19 protein-coding genes are annotated in these 22,105 nt (G+C 64.2%); 6 read left to right on the top strand and 13 right to left on the bottom strand.

The window, feature by feature from the left end; translation table 11 throughout:
- The first annotated feature begins 1 nt into the window (after nt 1).
- The gene (locus tag ILT42_RS00755) at nt 2–1,042 is read left to right on the top strand and encodes an N-acetylglucosamine-6-phosphate deacetylase (RefSeq protein WP_204213397.1); all 1,041 of its coding nucleotides are present in this window, start codon (nt 2–4) and stop codon (nt 1,040–1,042) included.
- Here the strand turns inward: ILT42_RS00755 and ILT42_RS00750 are convergent.
- The 5 genes from ILT42_RS00750 to ILT42_RS00730 form a co-directional block, all read right to left on the bottom strand.
- Nucleotides 1,021–1,374 (bottom strand): RidA family protein, encoded by a 354-nt coding sequence (locus ILT42_RS00750; protein ID WP_204213396.1) that lies wholly within the window; start codon nt 1,372–1,374, stop codon nt 1,021–1,023. The two genes, ILT42_RS00755 and ILT42_RS00750, sit on opposite strands and share 22 nt — an antisense overlap.
- A 64-nt stretch (nt 1,375–1,438) precedes the next feature.
- The gene (locus ILT42_RS00745; RefSeq protein ID WP_204213395.1) at nt 1,439–2,518 is read right to left on the bottom strand and encodes an ABC transporter ATP-binding protein; all 1,080 of its coding nucleotides are present in this window, start codon (nt 2,516–2,518) and stop codon (nt 1,439–1,441) included.
- Between the two features lie 58 nt (nt 2,519–2,576).
- Nucleotides 2,577–3,401 (bottom strand): carbohydrate ABC transporter permease, encoded by an 825-nt coding sequence (locus ILT42_RS00740; RefSeq protein ID WP_204213394.1) that lies wholly within the window; start codon nt 3,399–3,401, stop codon nt 2,577–2,579.
- Nucleotides 3,398–4,336, bottom strand: coding sequence for a carbohydrate ABC transporter permease (locus ILT42_RS00735; RefSeq protein ID WP_204213393.1), 939 nt, complete (start codon nt 4,334–4,336; stop codon nt 3,398–3,400). Before ILT42_RS00735 ends, ILT42_RS00740 begins: the two co-directional genes overlap by 4 nt.
- Nucleotides 4,336–5,673 carry an ABC transporter substrate-binding protein gene (locus tag ILT42_RS00730; protein ID WP_204213392.1) on the bottom strand — a complete coding sequence of 446 codons (1,338 nt, stop codon included), beginning with the start codon at nt 5,671–5,673 and terminating at the stop codon, nt 4,336–4,338. The genes ILT42_RS00735 and ILT42_RS00730 overlap by 1 nt, the downstream gene beginning before the upstream one ends.
- A gap of 226 nt (nt 5,674–5,899) precedes the next feature.
- Between ILT42_RS00730 and ILT42_RS00725 the strand changes: the two genes are divergently transcribed.
- The 3 genes from ILT42_RS00725 (at nt 5,900) to ILT42_RS00715 (ending at nt 10,433) form a co-directional block, all read left to right on the top strand.
- On the top strand, nt 5,900–6,796 hold the full coding sequence (locus tag ILT42_RS00725) for a dihydrodipicolinate synthase family protein (RefSeq protein ID WP_204213391.1): 897 nt from the start codon (nt 5,900–5,902) through the stop codon (nt 6,794–6,796).
- Between the two features lie 16 nt (nt 6,797–6,812).
- Complete coding sequence (locus tag ILT42_RS00720; RefSeq protein ID WP_204213390.1) at nt 6,813–7,499, top strand: GntR family transcriptional regulator; 687 nt, start codon at nt 6,813–6,815, stop codon at nt 7,497–7,499.
- A gap of 354 nt (nt 7,500–7,853) precedes the next feature.
- The gene (locus tag ILT42_RS00715) at nt 7,854–10,433 is read left to right on the top strand and encodes a DNA translocase FtsK (RefSeq protein WP_229428311.1); all 2,580 of its coding nucleotides are present in this window, start codon (nt 7,854–7,856) and stop codon (nt 10,431–10,433) included.
- A 71-nt stretch (nt 10,434–10,504) separates the two neighbouring features.
- Here ILT42_RS00715 and ILT42_RS00710 read toward each other — a convergent pair whose 3' ends face one another.
- From ILT42_RS00710 to ILT42_RS00675, 8 genes are all read right to left on the bottom strand, one after another.
- On the bottom strand, nt 10,505–12,052 hold the full coding sequence (locus tag ILT42_RS00710) for a hypothetical protein (protein WP_204213389.1): 1,548 nt from the start codon (nt 12,050–12,052) through the stop codon (nt 10,505–10,507).
- Nucleotides 12,049–13,224: a TAXI family TRAP transporter solute-binding subunit gene (locus tag ILT42_RS00705; protein WP_204213388.1), complete on the bottom strand. Its 1,176-nt coding sequence runs from the start codon at nt 13,222–13,224 to the stop codon at nt 12,049–12,051. Before ILT42_RS00705 ends, ILT42_RS00710 begins: the two co-directional genes overlap by 4 nt.
- 424 nt (nt 13,225–13,648) lie before the next feature.
- Complete coding sequence (locus ILT42_RS00700) at nt 13,649–15,406, bottom strand: ABC transporter substrate-binding protein (RefSeq protein ID WP_204213387.1); 1,758 nt, start codon at nt 15,404–15,406, stop codon at nt 13,649–13,651.
- A 78-nt stretch (nt 15,407–15,484) separates the two neighbouring features.
- On the bottom strand, nt 15,485–15,766 hold the full coding sequence (locus tag ILT42_RS00695; RefSeq protein ID WP_204213386.1) for a DUF2160 domain-containing protein: 282 nt from the start codon (nt 15,764–15,766) through the stop codon (nt 15,485–15,487).
- An 11-nt stretch (nt 15,767–15,777) separates the two neighbouring features.
- Complete coding sequence (locus ILT42_RS00690; protein ID WP_204215094.1) at nt 15,778–16,554, bottom strand: carbohydrate ABC transporter permease; 777 nt, start codon at nt 16,552–16,554, stop codon at nt 15,778–15,780.
- Between the two features lie 104 nt (nt 16,555–16,658).
- Nucleotides 16,659–17,555, bottom strand: coding sequence for a carbohydrate ABC transporter permease (locus ILT42_RS00685; RefSeq protein WP_204213385.1), 897 nt, complete (start codon nt 17,553–17,555; stop codon nt 16,659–16,661).
- Nucleotides 17,552–18,655: an ABC transporter ATP-binding protein gene (locus ILT42_RS00680; RefSeq protein ID WP_204213384.1), complete on the bottom strand. Its 1,104-nt coding sequence runs from the start codon at nt 18,653–18,655 to the stop codon at nt 17,552–17,554. The genes ILT42_RS00685 and ILT42_RS00680 overlap by 4 nt, the downstream gene beginning before the upstream one ends.
- 10 nt (nt 18,656–18,665) lie before the next feature.
- On the bottom strand, nt 18,666–19,751 hold the full coding sequence (locus ILT42_RS00675; RefSeq protein ID WP_204213383.1) for an ABC transporter ATP-binding protein: 1,086 nt from the start codon (nt 19,749–19,751) through the stop codon (nt 18,666–18,668).
- Nucleotides 19,752–20,235: 484 nt separating this feature from the next.
- On the opposite strand from ILT42_RS00675, the gene ILT42_RS00670 reads away from it, so the two are divergent.
- Both ILT42_RS00670 and xylB read left to right on the top strand, forming a co-directional pair.
- Nucleotides 20,236–20,583 (top strand): DUF2726 domain-containing protein, encoded by a 348-nt coding sequence (locus ILT42_RS00670; protein ID WP_229428385.1) that lies wholly within the window; start codon nt 20,236–20,238, stop codon nt 20,581–20,583.
- A gap of 42 nt (nt 20,584–20,625) precedes the next feature.
- Nucleotides 20,626–22,104 carry a xylulokinase gene (gene xylB / locus ILT42_RS00665; protein WP_204213381.1) on the top strand — a complete coding sequence of 493 codons (1,479 nt, stop codon included), beginning with the start codon at nt 20,626–20,628 and terminating at the stop codon, nt 22,102–22,104.
- The last annotated feature ends 1 nt before the right edge of the window (nt 22,105 follow it).

The raw sequence follows: 22,105 nt of genomic DNA, 5'->3' as shown, positions 1-22,105 counted from the left end.
GATGATCACCGGGGGCCTTTTCGATCTTCAGGTCAACGGCTTTGCCGGCGTCGACTTCAACGATGCCGGCCTGACCCCGGAAGCGTTCGACAGAGCGCTGGCCGGCATGCTGGAAACCGGCGTGACCCTCTGCCTTCCCACCTTGATCACCGCCGATGAGGCGACCCTGGCGGTACGCTTTCGAGCGCTCGATCACGCGGTGCGCGAGAGCCGCCTCGGGCCCCGCATGGTGCCGGGCTACCATCTCGAAGGACCGTTTCTGAACCCCACGGAAGGTTATGCGGGCTGCCATCCGCGCGAGGTGATGATCCCGCCCGATATCGATCTCGTGGCGCGGGTGGAAGCGGGCCTGAGCCGGCCGATTTTGCTGATCACGCTGGCGCCCGAGCAGGCGGGAAGCGAGAGCTTCGTGCGGGCAGCCGTGGAGGGCGGCAAGATCGTGGCGGTCGGGCATTCGTCCGCCGACGTGGAGACCATTGGCCGATCGGCGACGGCGGGGGCCACGCTGTCGACCCATCTCGGCAATGGGATCGCGCAAACTCATCACAAGTTCGCCAATTCGCTTTTCGCTCAGCTGAGCGAAGATCGGCTCGTGGCCACATTCATCGCGGACGGGATCCACATCCCGCCCTCGGCTCTCAAGGTGATGCTGCGCGCCAAGTCGCTGGCCCGATCCATCCTCGTCACGGACGCGGTCGCGGCGGCCTACGCACCGCCGGGCGAGTACCCATTCGCAGGCATGGTCGTGGAACGCTCCGGCGACGGCACCGTCAGATTGCCCCGGAGCACCTACCTGGCCGGTTCGTCGCTGACCCTGGACGATGCCGTCCGCAACGTCGTGGACTGGGGGCTTTGCACTTTCGACGAAGCGATCGCGATGGCGCACGATCACCCGATCGCCGCCATGCAGCCTGCGCTCGCGAAACATGGGATCGTTCTGGATCCAGGGGAAGTGGAGTGGGGTCCGGATCTTCGGATCCGTCAGGTCATGCTCGCCGGCGAGGTCTACCGCTCCCGCCGTCAGAGCGCCGCCGTCACCTGAATTTCGAGCGCGTAGGCGGGGTTTGCCAGTCGCGATTCGACGCAAACCCGGGCCGGAGCGTGTCCCCGTTCGAGCCATGCGTCCCAGACGCCGTTCATCTCGTCGTAGAAACCCATGGACGACAGCCAGATCGTCGCCCTGAGCAGCTTCGTCTTGTTGCTGCCGATCTCGCGCAAGGATTGCTCGATCTGGTCGAGCACATCCTGCGTTTGTTCGCGCACGGTGAGGCCTTCGGAGTTCTCCGGTACGTAACCCGAGAAATGCGCCGTATCGCCGAGGATGACGAGGTCGCTGTATCGCGCAGCGACTCCAACGCGTCGTGGTTCTGCCATGGGTCCCAAGCCTTGAGAATGATCGGTCCGCCCAAGCGTATGACGGTCCTAGGGGAGGTCGGCGTCAGACCCGGCGGCCGCTTTCATCGAAGAGATGGATGCTCTTTGGGTCGGGCGCGATGCGGATCACGTCGCCTGGTCGGGCGGCGATGCGGTCCTTCAACACGCAGGTGATGGCGCTGGAATGGTCCGCGACGGGCTTGTCGCGCTCGCCCGCGGGCCGGACGATGATCTGGGTCTCCGACCCCGTGGGCTCGATCACCACCACTTCCACCGGCACGCCCTCGTCCGTCAGGCGGATATGCTCCGGCCGGATGCCGTAGACCATCGGGCGCCCGTCCGAGGCGGCCGGAGCAGCCGCCAGCGGGAAGGTCTGCCCGCTCTCGGCCTTGAAGCCGTTGGAGCCGACATTGCCCTTGATGAAGTTCATGGCGGGCGAGCCGATGAAACCCGCCACGAAAAGGTTGGCGGGCCGGTCGTAGAGCTCCAGCGGCGCTCCCATCTGCTCGACGATCCCGTCATGCATGACAACGATCTTGTCCGCCATGGTCATGGCCTCGATCTGGTCGTGGGTCACATAGATCGTCGTGGTCTTCAGGCGCTGGTGCAGCGCCTTGATCTCCGCCCGCATGGCCACGCGCAGCTTGGCGTCGAGGTTGGACAGGGGCTCGTCGAACAGGAACACCTGCGGATCGCGCACGATGGCCCGGCCCATGGCCACGCGCTGGCGCTGACCGCCCGAGAGCTGGCGCGGAAACCGCTCCAGCAGGGGCTTGAGGCCTAAGATCTCGGCCGCCCTGGCCACGCGCTCGTCGATCTCTCCTTGAGGCGAGCGCTTGAGCTTGAGCGAGAACGCCATGTTCTGGGCGACCGTCATGTGCGGGTAGAGCGCGTAATTCTGGAACACCATGGCGATGTCCCGGTCTTTCGGCGGCACGTTGTTGACCACCCGCGATCCGATGCGGATCTCGCCGCCCGAGATGTCCTCGAGGCCTGCGATCATGCGAAGCAGCGTGGACTTGCCGCAGCCCGAGGGACCCACCAGGATCACGAACTCCCCATCCTGGATGTCAATCGACACACCCTTGATGATGTCGACGGCACCGAAGGATTTGCGGACGTCACGGATGGTGACAGAGGCCATGGCGTATTTCCGTTCGTTCTTGGCCCGACAGGGCCTATCAATGGATGGGTGAGGGCGCTTAGCCGCCCTTCACGGCTCCGGCTGTGAGGCCGGCGATAATCTGGCGCTGCGCCACGATGGTCAAGATCAGAACAGGCAGCGTGACGATGAGAGCCGCAGCCGCGAGCGGTCCCCAGCTGACCTGCTCGAAGGACAGCATGTTGTAGACGGCCACCGGCAGGGTCCTGGTCTCGCGGCTCGCCAGCACGATGCCGAACACGAAGTTGTTCCAAGAGAAAATGACCGACAGGATGAACGCCACCACGATGCCGGGCTTGGCGATCGGCAACGCCACGTTGCGGAACACCTGCCAACGGGTCGCGCCGTCGATCATGGCGGCTTCCTCCAGTTCCAGGGGCGTCGTCTCGAAATAGCTGATCATGATCCAGATCACGATCGGTACCGTCACGACCAGATGGATCAGGATTTGGGGCACCAGGGTGCCGAGAAGGCCGAGCCATTGGAACAGCAGAAACAGCGGGATCAGGAACGACAGCCCCGGCGTCATGCGGGCGATCATGATCACCATGGCGGACTTGGTGGCCCGCATCCGGGCGATGCCGTAGCCCGCCGGCACTCCGACCATCAAGGCCAGGAGCGTAGCGCCGCCCGTTACGATGATGCTGTTTTTGAAATAGAGCAGGAAATTGTTCGACTCGAAGACGCCTGCGTAGTTTTTCCAGGCGATCCGCTCGGGGATCAGGATGGGCGGATAGGCGCCGTTGTCGATCTCGTATTTGAGCGAGAGCGACAGCATCCAGATGAAGAAGAACAGGGCGGGCGACACGAGCAGAAAGACACAGAACGCCATCCAGGTGCCATGGACGATCTTGCGGAGGTTCATTTGCCGTCTCCCGAGGACCAGGCTGCGCGCTGGCGCAGGTGCAGCAGAACCAGGGACAGCAGAATGATGAGCAGGAAGAACACGACCGCGATGGCGGAGCCGTAGCCCACGTCGTAATAGGCGAAGGCGACGCTGTAGAGATAGAGGTTGATGGTCTCGGAGGCCGTGCCGGGACCGCCCTGCGTGATGGCGTAGATGATGTCGAAGCTCTTCAGCGCGTCGATGGTGCGGATGATGACCGCCACCATGAGGAAGGGTGAGATCATCGGCAGGGTGATGTAGCGGAACTTCTGCCACGCATTCGCACCGTCGATCTGGGCGCTTTCATAGGGCTCCTGGGGAATAGCCGCGAGGCCCCCAAGCACGATGAGCATGACGAGAGGCGTCCATTGCCAGGTCTCGACGAGGACGAGAGACGGGATCACGCTGGCCGGATGGAACACCCAGGCCTGCGGCGGGATGCCGACGAGGGACAGGAGATAGTTCAGGACGCCGAGCTGCGGGTGGAACATCATGGTCCAGACCAGCGCGATGGCCACCGGCGTCGCCATCATGGGCATGACGAAGATGCCACGCAGGAGACCGCGGAAGGGCAGCTTGGTGTTGAAGGCCAGGGCCGCCGCCGTCCCGAGAATCAGGGGGGCGACCACCGACAGGACGGTGTAGAGGATCGTGTGCCAGAGAGATTCGAGGAATCTCATGTCCGTGGCGAGGCGGATGTAATTCGCAAGTCCGACAAAGCTGGTGTCGGATCCGACGCGCCATTCGTTCAGGCTCATCCAGATCGTAAAGACCCAGGGGAACAGGATGACGGCCCCGACGACGAGGAGAGCGGGCAGAACGAAGGGCCAGTAGGATGGCTTGAGGTGCCCGCCCTTGTGGGGGCGGGCCTCTTCTTCGCTGGCAGGGACAGCGGGTGTGGAGACTGCGGTCATCAAGCCCGCTCGCTGCGCTCAAGCACCGGCTTGAACTCTTCCGTCGCGCGCTTCAGCTCGGCCGCTGCGTCCGCGCCGGCGAGCAGGTTGGTGAGCGCCACGCCCATCGTGTCGCGGAATTCCGTCACCGGTATGATGACAGGCAGCGTCAGGCGGCTGATCTTGGCCGATTGGGCGACGGCGTCGACCCACTCGGCCGGCATCTTCACGCCCTTGCGCACTTCCGCGTCGTTCAGGATGGAGTTGCGGAACGGCACGCCGGAGCCGGTCTGAAGGAGGCGAGCGCCCATTTCCTTGGAGATCGCCCACTGGCAATAGAGGTAGGCGGCTTCCTTCTTGGTGCTGGCCTCCGTGACGCCGATGCCGTCGCCCGTGGTGGCGGCCGCCTGGACCTTGGGGCCCTTCGGCATGACGCCGTAGCCGACCTTGCCGACCACGCGGGACTTCTCCGGATCCTCCAGGGGAGGCGCGAAGCCGACACCGTCGAACCACATACCCACCCGGCCCTGAAGGAAGGCGGACTGGCACTCGGCCCAGTTGAAGCCCGCGACCCCCGTGGGCGAGGCCTTGGTCAGGAGGGTCTGGTACATCTTGGCGGCGTCGATGGCCTCCTGCGTGTCCGTCATCAGCTTGCCGCTGGGATCGACCGACGGCATGTCGTAGCCGAGCATGAAGCTCGTCCAGACCGGCGTGTTGGCGTTCTTCTGGCCGCGGGCCACGAAGCCGTAGGTCTGGGCCTTGGGATCCGTCAGGGCCTGGGCGGTGTCGATCATCTCCGCAAAGGTCTTCGGGAACGCCAGGTTCTTCTTCGCGAAAAGGTCCTTGTTGTAATAGACGATCCAGTAATCCACCGAGAAGGGCAGGGACCGGATCGCGCCCTGCTGGTCCTTGGCGAAGGCCATGCCGGCCTCGGCGAAATCGCTCTCGACCATGGACGGGTCGGTAAGGTTGGCATCCTTCAGGAAGCCCGACAGGTCGGCGAGCCAGCGGCCCTTCTCGAACTGGCGCTTTTGGACGTGATAGCTGATGTGGATGACGTCGAAGCTCGGCTTGCCGGAGGTCAGCTCGATCACGGCCTTCTGGCGCTGCTGCTGCTCGGGGGTCATCTCGGAATTGACCTTGATGCCCGTCAGGTCCTCGAATTCCTTCTGGTACTTAGTCAGAAGTTCGCCGCGGGGGCTTTTCGTGAGGTTCACGTCGATGGTCGTGCCCGCGAACTTCTTCCAGTTCACGTTGGCGAAGGCCGGGCGCACGCCCATGAGCCCCAGGCCACCGGCTGCGGCGGTCGTCGCCAGGAAGTTCCGGCGCGTCAGGTTCTTTCCAATGATCTCAGACATTTTCCACCCTTGGGTCAGTTCGGTTGTGATCGCCTGGTTCTTACGGACGGCGTTTCTGCCTGATCCGGTGCCGGCTTGTCGAATGGGATGCCACCATGACCCGAACCCCGGGTCCAGCAACGTCCAAAGACCATAAATCCGTTTCGCGTCGCTTGTAAACAGAAAAACAGCGTACTAACATGTCAGCGTGTTTCCGGCTCGAGATGAGCCATGCTGAGGTAGAATCGTGGCCCAATCTGTTGAACGTTTTGGTCTTTCCTGCGCCCTCGCGACCCCTTTCGACGAGTCCGGGCAGGTCGAGGGCGCAAAGCTCGCCGCTCACGTCCAATGGGCTCTCTCCCAGGGGTGCGACAGCGTCACGGCTTTCGGCACGACCGGTGAAGGGCCGTCATTGGGCATTCCGGCCCGCCAGACGATCCTGAAGGCCATTGCCGATTCAGGCATCGATCTGCGCCAGCGCGTCCTGGGCGGCGTGGCCGCTTCCTCCCTGCACGAGGCGCTCGACCAGACCGCCATCCTTCTCGATGCGGATTGCCGTGCGATCCTCCTGGCGCCGCCTTTCTACTTCAAGGGTGTGAGCGACGACGGGCTGTTCGCATGGTTCTCGTCCTATTTCGACAAGCTCGGCGACAGGGCACGGGACGTTATCCTCTACAATATCCCTTCCGTGACCGCCGTGACCCTGTCGGTGGATCTCATCTCCCGCCTGAGAACGGCGTACCCTCAGATCATCACCGGCGTGAAGGATTCCTCGGGCGATTGGGCCTACACGCAGAAGCTCCTGGCGGCCCACAAGGACATCGCCATCCTCATCGGCGACGAGCGTCACTTGGCCCAGGGCGTGCGCATCGGCGCCCAGGGCGCCATCTCCGGCATGGCGAATGTCTGCCCGGATCGGCTCAAGCCCATGATCACGGCGGGTCAGGAGAGCGATCAGGTGGTTCGGATCGTCGAGGATGTTCTGAAGTTCCCCGTGACCCCGGCCGTGAAGGCGCTCGTCGCTCATCGGACCGGCGATAACGGCTGGCTCCGGGTCCGCTCGCCTTTGATGGCCCTGTCGGCTGCGGATGCAAGCCGCGTCGCATCCGCCTATGATGCGGCTTTCGCATCGAAAGCTGCCTGAAACCATGACCGCGTTCGTGAAACCATCGTCGGCCGAGCGCGAGCCGCTCAACCTTCGCGAACGCGCGTATGACAGCTTCACGCGGCATCTCCTGGCCCGGGACATCCGGGCCGGGCAATTCATCTCCCAGCGCGAGCTCGTGGAGATCACGGGCCTGCCGCTGGGGGCGATTCGTGAGCTGATCCCACGCCTCGAGGCGGAAGGCTTGGTGCGGACGATCCCGCAGCGGGGGATGCAGATCGCCCATGTGGACCTCAACCTGATCCAGGACGCTTTCCAGTTCCGGCTCTTCCTGGAAAAGGAAGCCACGGCGGTCTTCGCGACCGAAGCGACCGATTCGGTTCTGGCGCAACTCCTCGACCAGCACGAAAGCATCATCGCCACCTGCGAGCGGGCGGAAGCCAATGGGGGAATCACCACCGAACTGGTGGATGAAGCCCAGGAGATCGACTGGAGCTTCCATCGCCTCATCATCGACGCGCTGGGCAACGCCATCATCGCCGACGCCTACAGGGTCAATCTCCTGAAGATTCGGCTTATCAAGCAGGAACAGACCCGCCTCAATTACGCTGTTCTGATTCCCACCATGCGCGAGCACCTCGCCGTGATCGGCGCCATCTCGACCCGTGACCCTGCGAAGGCATCGGAAGCCATGGGCCGGCATATCATGAGCGCCCGCGACCGCGCCATTGGGCGCCGATAGGCGGCGAAACCGCACTGCCGCCAAACCTGATAATCGCCTCGAGGCCGTAGCAGCCCAGGGTTTCGGGCGCTTGGAGCCGTTCTGGCTGACCTAAGGGTATGATCTGCAAGAGATTCGCGGCGCACCAGAGACGCGAGCGAGTGGACGGGGGACCGGCTTCCTAATCCTCTTTTTACTAATGCGGCCGCACATTGGGGGCGAACGTCAGCAGTCCGCTGAATGGCCTCCAACCAACAACAGACAATGCAATCCTCTCGACGGTCTCCTCACCCTCCCGGTTTGCGCCATTCCTCGACCGAGGACGGCGCCTCAACGACGATTCCGGCCTCGCAGCCGGCTCCAGCGCGGCCGTGGATGGCCGAGCCGGCCACCCCCGCCCAGGGGCGGCCGCATCCGACGGATCCGACCCTTCTCGGACAAGGTCCGAAGGCGGCGATTCACGACCCGTCGGAGCCCGCTTGGCGCACGGTGTTCACGGCCCCGTCCGGCGTCCGGTACACGCGAACACCCGACCGGGTTCTGCGTGAGCGCATGGGTCCGGCCCGCCCGCTGGAGCTGCCGGTGGTGGACCCGCGCGTGACGGAAGCCAATGACCGGCGCATCGAATCACTCAAGGCTCACCTGGCTCCCGGACCCGGTCCCTTCGGCGCGAAGCCCCAGAGTCCTCCGGCGAAGGGCCCGTTCACGGCACCGCCCCAAGCCAGGGCGGCGGACCGCGAGGCCACCGCGAAGCCGGAAACACCTTCAATGCAGACGCAGGCCATCGAACAGCCTTCGCCCATCGTCGTCGAAAATCAAGAAAAGCCCGCCGCTCAGGCGGTCCGGACTGAAGGTCAGATGAAAGCCAAATCTCAGACAGCCGCCGAACTGCAAGCCGAAACCCAAAAGACCGAGGAAACCATGACTACGGGACCGGTGAGCATCCGCTCGGCCGCTTTCGCCTGGTCCTCGGACCCCTACCGTTTCGATCCGATCCGCCTCATCGGCTCGCTGGACAAGCTCGTCGCCAGCACGGAAGAGGCGGTCGAGGCCTGCGAAGCGCAGCTCGAAGAGGTTCTTGAGGTCGAGGCGACGCTGGTCGAGGTCACGCCGGTGGACATCGCTCCCGAGCCGGTCGTCGCGGAAGCCCCGGCATCCCACGAGCAGGACGATGTGGATTGGGGCTTCCTATCCCTTTATGCCGACAGCCTGCCGGTCGCTCGGGCTCAACCCTCGCCAGCCGAGGCGAAGACGATCCCGCCCGTGGAGCCTGAAACCGCCGCGTGCGAGGTCGAGGGAGAGCCCATCGATGCCGATTTCACGGCCGAGACACTCGAACTGCCTCCTGTAACGCCGGAGGCTGAGATCCGCGCCGTCGCCCTGGCCCAAAACTTGCTTCCCGCGCCGGTACGGTCCCTCGAACGGGATGGTGGTTACGAGTTTCCGGACATCGATTTCCTGGCCGAGCCGCCCGAGAAGGATGGGCCTATCCTGACGGAAGACATTCTGGAGGAGGCAGCCGGCCGACTCGAGAAAGTCATCCGCGATTTTGGCGTTAAAGGTGAGGTGATTCACGTTCGCCCAGGTCCGGTGGTGACGCTCTACGAATTCGAGCCCGCGCCGGGCACCAAGTCGTCGCGTGTCATTGCCCTCTCGGACGACATCGCCCGCTCCATGAGCGCCGTGTCGGCCCGCGTCGCCGTCATCCCCGGACGCAATGCCATCGGGATCGAGCTGCCGAACCAGACCCGGGAGACCGTGTTTCTGCGCGAACTTCTCGTCTCGCAGGATTTCGAGACGACGAAGCAGAAGCTGGCGCTGTGTCTCGGCAAGACCATCGGCGGCGAGCCCGTGATCGCGGATCTCGCCCGCATGCCGCACCTGCTGGTGGCCGGAACCACCGGCTCGGGCAAGTCGGTGGCCATCAACACCATGATCCTGTCGATCCTCTACCGGCTCAAGCCAGAAGAGTGCCGCCTGATCATGGTCGACCCCAAGATGCTCGAACTCTCCGTCTACGACGGCATCCCGCATCTGCTGACTCCCGTCGTCACAGATCCCAAGAAGGCGATCATCGCCCTTCGCTGGGCGGTCCGCGAAATGGAGGACCGCTACAAGAAGATGGCCAAGCTGGGCGTGCGCAACATCGACGGCTTCAACGCCCGTGTCTCCGAGGCCAAGGCGCGGGGCGAGGTCATCACCCGCACGGTCCAGACCGGCTTCGACAAGGAGACCGGCCAGGCCGTGTACGAGGACGAGATCATGGATCTCGATCCCTTGCCCTACATCGTGGTGATCGTCGACGAGATGGCCGATCTGATGATGGTGGCCGGAAAAGAGATCGAGGGCGCGATCCAGCGCCTGGCCCAGATGGCTAGAGCTGCGGGCATCCACGTGATCCTGGCGACGCAACGCCCTTCCGTGGACGTGATCACGGGCACGATCAAGGCGAACTTCCCGACCCGGATCTCGTTCCAGGTGACCTCGAAGATCGATAGCCGCACGATCCTGGGCGAGATGGGCGCCGAGCAGCTCTTGGGCCAGGGCGACATGCTGTACATGGCGGGGGGCGGGCGCATCACCCGCGTGCACGGACCGTTCTGCTCCGACGAGGAGGTCGAGAAGGTCGTCGCTCACCTCAAGCGCCAGGGCCAGCCGGTCTATCTGGATGCCGTGACGGCCGATGACGACGAGGAGATCGAAGAGGACGAGACCCCCATCTTCGACGAGGGCGAGATGGGACTGGGCTCCGGTGATCTCTACGACCAAGCCGTGTCCATCGTGCTTCGCCATAAGAAGGCCTCGACCTCCTATATCCAGCGCCGCCTCCAGATCGGCTACAATCGCGCCGCTTCCATCATGGAGCGCATGGAGAAGGAGGGCGTCGTCGGTCCGGCCAACCACGCGGGCAAACGCGACATCCTCGTCGACCAGGGTGGGCACGATTTCGATTAGGATCGACCACATACCTGTTGCGAAAGAGAGGCCCATGGCCTCTCTTTTTCGTTTGGGACCGTCAATTGGACCTACCGCTGGCCCGCTTCCCGGACGCCCCCCGCCAGAGCCCTGGCATAAAGCTCCTGCGCTTTCGCAGAATCCCCCTTGATCCCCACCACACGCCAGCTGGCGAGCACCTTCGGATCGTAAGTCTGGGCCAGCAGATAGGTGGCCCGCGCGCTGCCTGCCGACATCGCATGTTCCAAAATGAGCCGCGCGCCGCTGATGTCGGCGTTCTTCAGCAGAGCTTCAGCGCGTTGGATCAGCTTGTCCTCGCTGGGGCCTGCTGTGGATTGAACGGGGGCCTGGGCCAGGGTTCGGGCTGGGGCAGGATTGGAGGTTGCAGGAGGTGGCAACGTTACCGGGGCGCTGGGTTCCGGATCGGGCAGGGCGAGATCGACATGCGCTTGCGCCGACGACACATCCGTGCCGACCGCATCGTCCCGCACCGCCTGCGGCTCAGGAACCGTCTCGGGCTGAGGCTGAAGGAGGGTCGGCGGCAGGGACGGAGCCGTCAACCAGCTTTGCAGCGTTTTCGCCTTCATGGCCCCAAGCTCCCCGCGCAGTTCGGTCAGCTCCTCGGTTAGCTTCTCGGCCCGTTCGCGCTCTAGGTTCAGGGCCAAATCGCGCAGATCGGGAAGGGAATTGTCCGACGCGCCTTGCAGCTCCGGAACGTCGGTTTTTCCCAGGGTCACCGTCACGTCGGCCGGCGGGATGACGGGAATGGACGCTGTGTCGGCCGGAAGGTCTTGGACTGGAGCCTGCGTGCGGATCGATTCCGCTCTCTGCGCTGGCTCCGAGACCGGAGCCGCCGGTTCCAGGATCGGCGGGGCGGGTGCGGGCTCGTGCTGCTGAATGGCGTTCGGAGCGGGCTCGGCCTGGGCTGTCTGCTCCGGCTCCAAGGTGGGAAGCCCCGGTGTCTCCAGGGAGGAATCTTGAGAGGTGGGCAAGCCGGAGGCTTCGTCGGGCGGCGAGGGAACGTCCATCTCCGCAGCGATCGTGTCCGGCTCAGGTTCCGGAATGAACCAAGCCGTCACCTGTTTCAGGCTCGGAACCCCGGCGAGCGCCGCATTCCCGGCGGAAGCCAGCATATCCCGTAGCCGGACGGCGGCGCCCGTGGCCTGATCCAAGGAAAACGGGGGCAGGGCGGACGCCCAGGCGCGGGACGGGTCTTTGGTCGCAAGGGGCGCCAGGGCTCCGAGGCTCACGAGAACGCCAACCGCGATGATCCAGCGGACGAGCGGCCTGCGCACCGTTGCCAGATGGGGCTCCAAACCTGAGGCTGTGGAGCCGGATCCCGGATGCGCCGCGTCCTCGCGATCATCGGGAAATTCCTGGAAGGCACGATCGAGATCGTCGGGAATCTCAAGCTTGGCGTGACCCGCTACGGCAGACGCTCTGGTTGCGGCTCCCGTCCGGAAATCGAAAGGCCGCAGCGGCTCGTCCCGTTCCTCGTCCACCGTGTCGAACATCCGGTCGACCTCATTCGGGATACTCGGCGGCTTGGAGGACAGTGTCGGGCCGTGAGTGAAATCGGGGCCCGCATCCACGGATGGCAGCTTGCGAGTGACTGTCATCGGGCCGCCCCCGTCCGAGTGCGCTCCCTGTCTCGCTGCCATGCGATGAACTCGCGGAAGAGGCGCTCGCGGTCAGCCGCGGAGGCGATGATTCCCTGCGCATCCATGAAGGCCTTGAAGTCGTTGGAACGGCCCGTGGCCGCGCCGGAGCGCCCGCTTTCGAGCCAGTCCTGGGCGGCCTTGGACCGCTCCCATCCGGGCACTTCGGCCGTCAGGCTGACTTCCTTCCATTTCGGGTGGCGGCCCGGCAACGTGAATTCGTCGAAGCGGGAGAAGAACGCATTCACGAAGCGCTCAACCCGGCGGTAGCGATCGGAATTGTCGGGCCAGTTGAAGACCGCCAGGATGCTGCCGACCGCAAGCGTGTTGATCTCTTGTCCGGGTTCGACGAGACGCGGATAGTCGGAGCCCGTGAACTTCGCCGGAAAGTAGCTTTCCGCGATCTCGCCTTCGAATGGGATCGCGAGCAGATGAAACCGGCCGTCACCCTGGAATTCCGAGATTGCTCGTACGGGCCGTCCGGCCACGTAGAGGGCGGCTGCGATCTCGCCGGACCGAAGGCGCTCATAGGACGAAGCCTGATCGTAGGTGACAAGATCCGGCTTGATGCCGAGCTTCTCGAAGATCAGCCGGGCCGTCAGGTTCGTGCCGCTGCCCGCCTTGTCGATGTTGACTTTCTTGCCGTCGAGCTGGCGAATATCCGTGATGTCCTTGCTGGCAAGAACGTGGACCTCCTCATTGTAGAGACGTGTGATGTAACGCAGCCGGTTCAGCGCCTGCTGTTCCAGTCCCTCGTTGCGAAGGCCTTCCCGCGCATCCATCTGGACGATGCCGATATCGACGCCGCGCAGGAACATGATGTCGCGCAGGTTCTGCAGCGATCCGCGACCGATAATGGGCAGCACCCGCAGGTCGCTTCCATCCAGCACGGTGGCGAGGTCGGCTGCGATGCGGATATAGGTTCCATCGGCACCGCCCGAGATGACCCCCAGCGTTCCGGCATTCATCGCCCCGGCGGCGGCTCGCGCGCTGGCGGCCCCGCTCTCGGGCCTGGTCTGGGCTGCGACCGGAACGGAAAGAGTCGCAAGTGAAATCAGGGTCAACCATAGACGGAGCGTTTGCCCGAGAACCCGTCGGATGAGCGGGAAAGGACGGCGGGTCGTGTAGCGCATCGGGGACGCCTCCCGGTTGGTCGCTGCAATCCACGGATTGATCAAGGACTCCTGTAGGGATGCCTCATGATCAAGGGCTCGTCTTCAGGCAGAGACAATGGACCCGCGTGAACAGCTCCACAATTGACCCATTGGGGTTAATCGCATCGAATAATAACCCGCAGTCTTTCCAGTAAAGATGACGAATATCGACAGGAAAATTTTCGAAGAAAGACCGAATATGTGCTGTATCAACTATGGATAGACGAATTATCTGTTCATTCATGAGTGTTGGTGTATTAGGAAGATAGCAACGATTATCCATCACATTTTTTTATGGAACAAAAACAAACTAAGTTTTAATTCCTTTATTGGTTTGATTGAAGTGGTAATCAAAGTAAAAGAGGGGCCTAAGCCCCTCTTTATTGGCAAGAAGTTATGGCGTTTAGCTTCTTTTTGGCGGGGAGGCCGGCCAGCTCTTGATAAGAGTGTCGTAATCGACCGTTTCGCCCTTTGGCTTCTCGTTGGCGAGTTTACGCTGAGGCGCGATGTTCCCGGCCGCCTCGGACTTCTTGTACCAATCCTCGGCCGAGGTCTTCGGGTTCAGCTTCGGGCCGCATTCGCCTTGGACATTGGCGCGCTCCAGGCGTCCGAGAACCTCGTCCTGCGCCGCTGCGAGCGAGTCCATCGCCTGTTGCGGAGTTTTGGCACCGGAGGCCGCGTCACCGATATTCTGCCACCAGAGCTGGGCCAGCTTCGGATAATCCGGGATGTTGTTGCCCGTCGGCGTCCATTGCACCCGCGCAGGCGAGCGATAGAACTCCACGAGGCCGCCGAGCTTCGGAGCGCGCTCGGTGAAACTCTTGTCCCAGATGTCGCTCTCGCGGATGAAAGTCAGCCCCACATGGCTCTTCTTCAGGGAAACCGTCTTCGAGGCCACGAACTGCGCGTAGAGCCATGCGGCCTTGCGACGTTCGACCGGCGTCGACTTCAGCAACGTCCACGCGCCCGCATCCTGATAGCCGAGTTTCATGCCCTCCTTCCAGTAGGAACCCTTCGGCGAAGGAGCCATGCGCCATTTCGGCGTGCCGTCGTTGTTCATCACCGGCAGGCCGGGCTTCACCATGTCGGCCGTGAAGGCGGTGTACCAGAAGATCTGCTGGGCGATGTTCCCCTGCGCCGGGACGGGGCCGGATTCGGAGAAGTTCATACCGTTCGCCTGGGGTGGCGCGTACTTCTTCATCCACTCCAAGTATTTTACGATCGAATAGACGGCCGCCGGACCGTTCGTGTCGCCGCCGCGGTCAATCGACGAGCCGACCGGCCGGCAGCCTTCCATGCGGATGCCCCACTCGTCGACGGGCTTGCCGTTGGGAATGCCCCTGTCGCCATTGCCAGCCATGGACAGCCACGCATCCGTGAAGCGCCACCCGAGAGACGGGTCCTTCTTGCCATAATCCATATGGCCATAGACCTTCACGCCATCGACTTCCTTGACGTCGTTGGTGAAGAACTCGGCAATGTCCTCGTAAGCCGACCAGTTGACCGGCACGCCGAGGTCATAGCCATACTTGGCCTTGAACTTCTCCTTGAAATCCGGGCGCTGGAACCAGTCGTAGCGGAACCAGTAGACGTTCGCGAATTGCTGGTCCGGCAACTGATACATCTTGCCGTCGGGTGCTGTCGTAAAGGAGCGGCCGATGAAGTCGGCGATGTCGAGGGTCGGAGAGGTGACGTCCTTTCCTTCGCCCGCCATCCAATCGTCGAGGGCGATGGCCTGCTTGTAGCGGAAGTGGGTGCCGATCAGGTCCGAGTCATTGACCCAGGCGTCGTAGACGTTCCGCCCGGATTGCATCTGGGTCTGGATCTTCTCGACCACGTCGCCTTCCTGGATCAGGTCGTGGGTCAGCTTGATGCCCGTGATCTCCGAGAAGGCCTTGGCCAGGGTCTTGGACTCGTATTCATGGGTCGTAATCGTCTCGGAGACGACGTTGATCTCCTGGCCGGCGAATGGTTTTGCCGCATTGACGAACCATTCCATCTCCTTGAGCTGCTCCTCCTTGGAGAGCGTCGATGGCTGGAACTCGCTGTCGACCCAGCGGCGGGCCTCCTCCATGCCCGCGAGGGCGGAGCCGGCCCCAAGGGTCATCGCGAGCGCGCTCGCCGAGACCAGAAGGGTCAAATGTCGTTTTGGCAGAGTCATTGGTTCCTCCCAATTATAGCGACCGGCGGGCCGGCCGTTCCCTTCGGCTTCAAGCCGGAGAGCGGTGGGGGCTGTCCTTCATACGAAGCGGAAAACTCCCGCCGCGTAGACGAGGGACAGGCCGAGAGCAGGCCAAAGGTCCGGGCCGACGAGCCCGAGCCAGGCGAGATTGATGAAGGCGGCGCCAATCAGGGAGATGAACAGCCGGTCGCCCCGTGTGGTCGGAATGCGCAGGATTCCCACCTGCTCCGTTTCGGGCCAGCGAAGGGCCAGGACGATCAGCGAAACCAGCAGGCACGCGATGACGATGAAGAAGATCCCCGTCTGCCACGTCCAGGCCATCCAGGTCAGGTCAGGCATCCCAGCCTCCGTCAAACGCGGCCCAGGGCGAAGCCCTTGGCGATGTAGTTGCGCACGAACCAGATCACGAGCGCCCCGGGCAGGATGGTGAGCACGCCGGCCGCCGCGAGCAGGCCCCAGTCCATGCCGGAGGCCGAGACCGTGCGGGTCATGGTGGCGGCAATGGGCTTGGCGTTCACGGTGGTGAGCGTGCGGGCGAGGAGCAGTTCGACCCACGAGAACATGAAGCAGAAGAACGCCGCCACCCCGATCCCGCTGGCGATGAGCGGCATGAAGATCTTGATGAAGAACCGCGGGAAAGAGTATCCGTCGATGGCCGCCGTCTCGTCGATCTCGCGCGGCACGCCTGACATGAACCCCTCCAGGATCCACACCGCCAGGGGCACGTTGAACAGACAGTGAGCCAACGCCACGGCCCAGGGCGTGTCAAAGAGCCCGATGGCCGAATAGAGGTTGAAGAAGGGCAGGGCGAAGACTGCGGGTGGCGCCATCCGGTTGGAGAGCAGCCAGAAGAACAGGTGCTTGTCTCCGAGGAAGCGGTAGCGCGAGAACGCGTAGGCGGCCGGGAGCGCAAGGGAAATCGACAGGACCGTGTTGATGACCACGTAGGTCAGCGAGTTGATGTAGCCGCCGTACCAGCTCGGATCGGTGAAGATCTTGCGATAGTGCTCGAAGGTGATCTGGCGGGGCCAGAGGGTCAGGGAGCTGGAGATTTCGAGGTTCGTCTTGAGGCTCATGTTGATGAGCCAGTAGATCGGCAGCATGAGGAACAGGAGGTAGAGCACCATGACGACGGTGCTGCCGCTGACCCAAGGTCTCGCGATGGCTTTGTTCGCCGTGACCGAGGCGGTACGGGCCTGGGCTTCCTGTGGGCCGAGGAGTGCGGTATCGCTCACGCTTCGACCCTTTCGCGGCTTGCATCCGTGTGGGTCATGACCGTGTAGAACACCCAGCATACCACGAGGATGATGAGATTGTAGACCAGCGACATGGCGGCTGCCTTGCCGAGGTCGAATTGGCCCAGCGCCAGCTTCACGAGGTCGATGGACAGGAAAGTGGTCGCGTTGCCCGGCCCACCGCCCGTCAGCACGAAGGGTTCGGTGTAGATCATGAAGGAATCCATGAAGCGGAGCAGCACGGCGATCAGCAGGACGCGCCGCATCTTGGGCAGCTGAATGGTGCGGAACACGGCCCAGCGCGAGGCCCCGTCGATCCGGGCCGCCTGGTAATATGCATCGGGGATCGACTTGAGGCCCGCGTAGCAGAGGAGGGCAACGAGGCTCGTCCAGTGCCAGACGTCCATCACCACGATGGTGGCCCAGGCATCGAAGGAATCGCCCGTGTAGTTGTAGTCCATGCCAAGGCGGTTGATGCCCCAGCCCAGGAGACCGATATCGCCCCGCGCGAAAACCTGCCAGATGGTGCCGACCACGTTCCATGGGATCAGCAGGGGCAAGGCCATCAGCACGAGGCTGACCGCGACCGTCCAGCCCTCCCGTGGCATGGCGAGGGCAACGGCGATGCCGAGCGGGATCTCGATCGCCAGGATAATGGCCGAGAACAGGAGATTGCGCCACAGGGCTTCGAAGAAGCGTCCACCCAGCTCCTTGGAGGGATCGAGCAGGTCCTGGAACCAGGCCACGCCGTTCCAGAAGAACTGGTTGTTGCCGAACGTGTCCTGGACGGAGTAGTTCACCACCGTCATCAGGGGGAGCACCGCCGAGAAGGCGACGACGGCGAAGACGGGCAGGACGAGGAGCCAGGCTCGGTTGTTCACGGTCTTCGTCATGGGCGGCCTCCCCGACCCAGCGGTTCGCCCGGGATGAGGTGCCCATCGGCGTAGATATGGACGTGGCTGGGGTCGACGCTGAGAGCCGCCTCCTCGCCGTCGATGACGAGCGCGTCCGGTACGCTTGCGGCCAGAGGTTTGCCGTCCATTTCCACGCGGGCGATGCGGGCGCGACCGATATCGTCGATCCGCCGAACGCGCACCGGCAGGCCTTGTCCGCGCGACCGGAGCCACGCGAATTCCGGCCGGATTCCCAGCTCGATCCGCCGCCCCTCCGGAAGGCCCGGATAGACGCGGGTCAGCTCGATCCGGCCCTCGCCCACATAGGCGGCTGCTCCCTCCACGCGGCAGGGCAGGACGTTCATGCCCGGAGACCCGATGAAGTGTCCCACGAACGTGTGGGCGGGGCGCTCGAACAACTCGTCGGGCGTACCGGTCTGCACCACCGCGCCATCGTGCATCACCACGACCTTGTCGGCAAAGGTGAGCGCCTCGGTCTGGTCGTGAGTGACGTAGATCATGGTGATGTCGAGAGCCCGGTGGATTTCCTTCAGGGTCGAGCGGAGCTGCCATTTCAGGTGGGGATCGATGACCGTCAGCGGCTCGTCGAACAGGATCGCGGCGACGTCCGAGCGCACGAGGCCACGGCCCAGCGAGATTTTCTGCTTCATGTCGGCCGTCAGGTTGCTGGCCTTGCGGTCGAGCACCCGCGCCAGGTCGAGGAGCCGCGCGATTTCCTCGACGCGGGCAATGGTCCTGTCCTGCGGCACGCCGCGGTTCTTGAGCGGAAAGGCGAGATTCTCGCGCACCGTCATGGTGTCGTAGACCACCGGAAACTGGAAGACCTGGGCGATGTTGCGGGCTTCGGTCGGCAGGTCCGTCACGTCCCGGTCGTCGAACAGGATCCGTCCGCGCGTCGGCCGCACGAGACCCGAGATGATGTTGAGGAGCGTGGTCTTGCCGCAGCCGGACGGTCCGAGGAGCGCGTAGGCGCCGCCCTGGGACCAGACGTGATTGATCTCCTTCAAGGCGTAGTCGCCGGCCCCCTCCGGGTTCGGCTTGTAGGCGTGGGCGAGATGATCGAGAGTGATGCGGGCCACGGCCGTCTCCTCAAGCGGCTCTGGCGAAATCGGCCGCCATGAGGCGCCCTGACTCGTCAAAGAGGAAGAGATCCCGGGGATCGAGGTAGGCCGTCACCGCAGAGCCCGGATCGAGGCGTTTCACCCCTGGCACGAGGGCGACGAACCGACGGCTCCCGGCGTCGAGATGGATGAAGCTCTCGGAGCCTGTGATCTCTGACACCGACACCGCTGCCGGGATGGCCAGAGGTTCGCCGGAGGGGCGTTCGAGCCTCAGGTGATGCGCCCGGAACCCGACCGTGTACTCGCCGTCCGGCACGGCCGCGAAGGCGCCGGCGGCGTGTCCATCGCCTCCCGTGCTCAAGGAGACGGTCGCACCGGCTTTGCGCGCTGTCAGGGTATTGAGCGGCGGATCGGAGAAGACCCGCGCGGTCGTGATGTCGTGCGGGCGCCGGTACACCTGCGGGGTCGGACCGAACTGGGTGACCGCGCCTTGATGCAGCGTCGCGGTGCTGCCGCCGAGGAGGAGCGCTTCGGTCGGCTCCGTCGTCGCATAGACGAAAATCGCCCCGGAGGCGGCGAAAACCTTCGGCAGCTCTTCACGAAGCTCTTCCCGAAGCTTGTAGTCGAGATTGGCCAGGGGCTCGTCGAGGAGCACCAGGGAGGCACGCTTCACGAGGGCTCGCGCGATGGCGGTGCGCTGCTGCTGGCCGCCGGACAGGTTCAGGGGTTTGCGGTCGAGATAGGGCTCGAGCTTCAGCAGCCTTGCGGCGTGCCCGACGCGCGCTTCGATCTCGGCCTTCGGCAGCCGGGCCACGCGCAGCGGGGAGGCAATGTTCTCGTATACGGTCAGCGACGGGTAATTGATGAATTGCTGATACACCATCGCGACGCTGCGGCGTTGCACGGGCAGGCCGGTCACATCCTTGCCGTCCACGAGGATCCGGCCGCTCGTCGGGGCATCGAGGCCCGCCATGAGCCGCATGAGCGACGTTTTTCCGGCAAGCGTCGCGCCCAGCAACACGTTGAGTGACCCTGGCAGCAGGCTCAAGGAGACGTCGCGGATGTGGTCTTCCGCCCCGACCTTCCTGCTCACGCCTTCGACGATCAGCGTCATCGGCCCTGGTCCTCTCCGCATCAGCCGCAGGCCGCCGGAACGGCTGCGGGCAAGCTTCGAGTGCGACTCCGGGAAGCCATCCGCGAATAGCGGAAACGGCAGCCCTTGCGTGCGCTCTCCCTCTGGAAGCGGCTCTCGTTTCGAATCGGCCGGTTTCCAAAACTGTTCTTACGTTCAAGGCTAGGTTGGCCGTTACATAAGTGCAAGAGGATCCGACAGGCCCGATCCCAGTATAGCATGATCGCTCAACCTGAGACGCGGCGCCGGTTTCGACGGCGCTTGCATCTTCGTGCGTATCCGGGTCGTATTGGGCCGGCGAATGTCATCAACAGGAACGGGAAATCATTCCCTACGGGTACCTTTGTTCGGAAGTCATCTCCCTGCGGCGTCCTGGTACGCTACCGCGGCCGTCCTCATCTTCGCATTCGCCATCCTGGCAATTCTCCGGGCAGGGCGGAAACCCCGGTTCCGGCGGCACGCCGTGATGACGGCCAACGAGCGCGAGTTTCATACCCGTCTGGAGCGGGCCTTCCCGGATTGCCGGATCTGGCCCCAGATTCCGATCCTGTCCCTCGTGCGGCCCGACGCCCGCGACGCGTCCCGCTTGTTCTGGAAGGGCTTCCGGGCGATCTCCAACGCTCGGGTCGACTGGGTGGTCGCGCGGGATCTGGAGATCGTCGCCGTGATCGAGCTCGACGACCGCACCCACGATGCCCGAAAGGATGCGCGGCGGGATCGCATTCTGGCGTCTTGCGGCTACAAGGTGGTGCGGTTCGAATCGAGCCGCAGGCCCGATCCGAGGCAGATCCGGGAAGCCGTGTTGAGGAAGTAGGCGGTGTCCGGCCCCGGTGCCGGCGCCGATGGGAGCAGGCGCGTGACGACCTTTCTGGGGATCGATGTGGGCACCTCGGCCGTCAAGGCCATCCTGGTGGACGAGCGCCAGGCGGTGCTCGCCGAGGGCAGCGTTCCCCTGGACATTTCCCGTCCCAAGCCGCTTTGGTCCGAGCAGGCGCCCGACGCGTGGTGGCGGGCCGTGGAGGAGGCCGTGGCGGGCCTGCGCGAAGCGGCTCCCGAGGCTTTCGCGTGCTTGCGGGGCATCGGCCTGTCGGGCCAGATGCACGGAGCCGTGCTCCTGGGCGACGACGACCGGCCGCTGCGCCCCGCGATCCTGTGGAACGACGGGCGATCCTTCCGGGAGGCGGAGGAACTGAATGCCCGGCACCCAGGCCTGTCCCGGGACACCGGCGTCCTGCCCATGCCGGGGTTCACGGCGCCCAAGATCCTCTGGCTCGAGCGCCATGAGCCGGAGATCTTCCGGGCCATCCGCACGATCCTCCTGCCGAAGGACTACATCCGCCTCAAGCTGACGGGCGAGTTGGCCACCGAAATGTCCGACGCCGCCGGAACGTGGTGGCTCGACGAGGGAGCCCGCGCCTGGTCGGGCGCCGCCCTCGCGGCCACGGGCCTCGACCGGTCCCGGATGCCGCGGCTGTCCGAGGGGTCCGAACCGTCCGGGATGCTGCGGCCCGACATTGCCCATGCCTGGGGGCTTTCGCATCCCGTGGTGGTCGCGGGCGGCGGGGGCGACGCGGCCACCGGCGCCGTCGGCCTCGGCGCCGTGGAGGACGGGGCCGCCTTCCTGTCCTTGGGGACGTCGGGCCAGCTCTTCGTCGTCACGAAGGAGTACCGGCCGGCGCCCGAGACCCTGGTTCACGCATTCTGCCACGCGGTGCCGGGACGATGGTTCCAGATGGCCGCGATGCTCAACGGGGCGAGCTGCCTCGCCTGGGCCGCGAACCTGCTGGGGCGGGACCTCGCCGGTCTTCTCCGGCAGACGGAGGAGGATTTCACCGGTCCGGGATCCTGCCTGTTCCTGCCTTACCTGACAGGGGAGCGGACCCCGCACAACGACCCGCACGCGCGCGGCGTCTTCTTCGGCCTGTCACCCGAGACGGGACCCTCCCAGCTCATGCAGGCTGTGCTGGAGGGCGTGGCATTCAGCTTCGCAGATGCGAAAACCTGCTTGGCGAATGCCGGAACGACCATTCCGACGGCAGGCGTCATCGGCGGAGGAGCACGCAGCCTTTTCTGGACGAAGATCCTGGCGAGCGTCCTCGACCTCTCCCTCGTCCGCTACAAGGGAGCCGACAAGGGCCCAGCCTTCGGGGCCGCCCGTCTCGGCCAGCTTGCGGCCGGTGCGGGCGATTTGCGGGAGGTCTGCTCCGTGCCCGAGATCCTCGACGTGACGGAGCCGGTCCCCCGCATCGTCGAGGCTTACGCGCCCCGCATCGAAGCCTATCGCCGTCTCTACAAAGTTCTCAAGCCTGAATTTGCGTCTGCCCCCCACGGCTGAG

Source organism: Microvirga pudoricolor (genome assembly GCF_016892705.1).
Classification (GTDB): domain Bacteria; phylum Pseudomonadota; class Alphaproteobacteria; order Rhizobiales; family Beijerinckiaceae; genus Microvirga; species Microvirga pudoricolor.
This window is presented reverse-complemented; position numbering and strand designations above follow the sequence as displayed.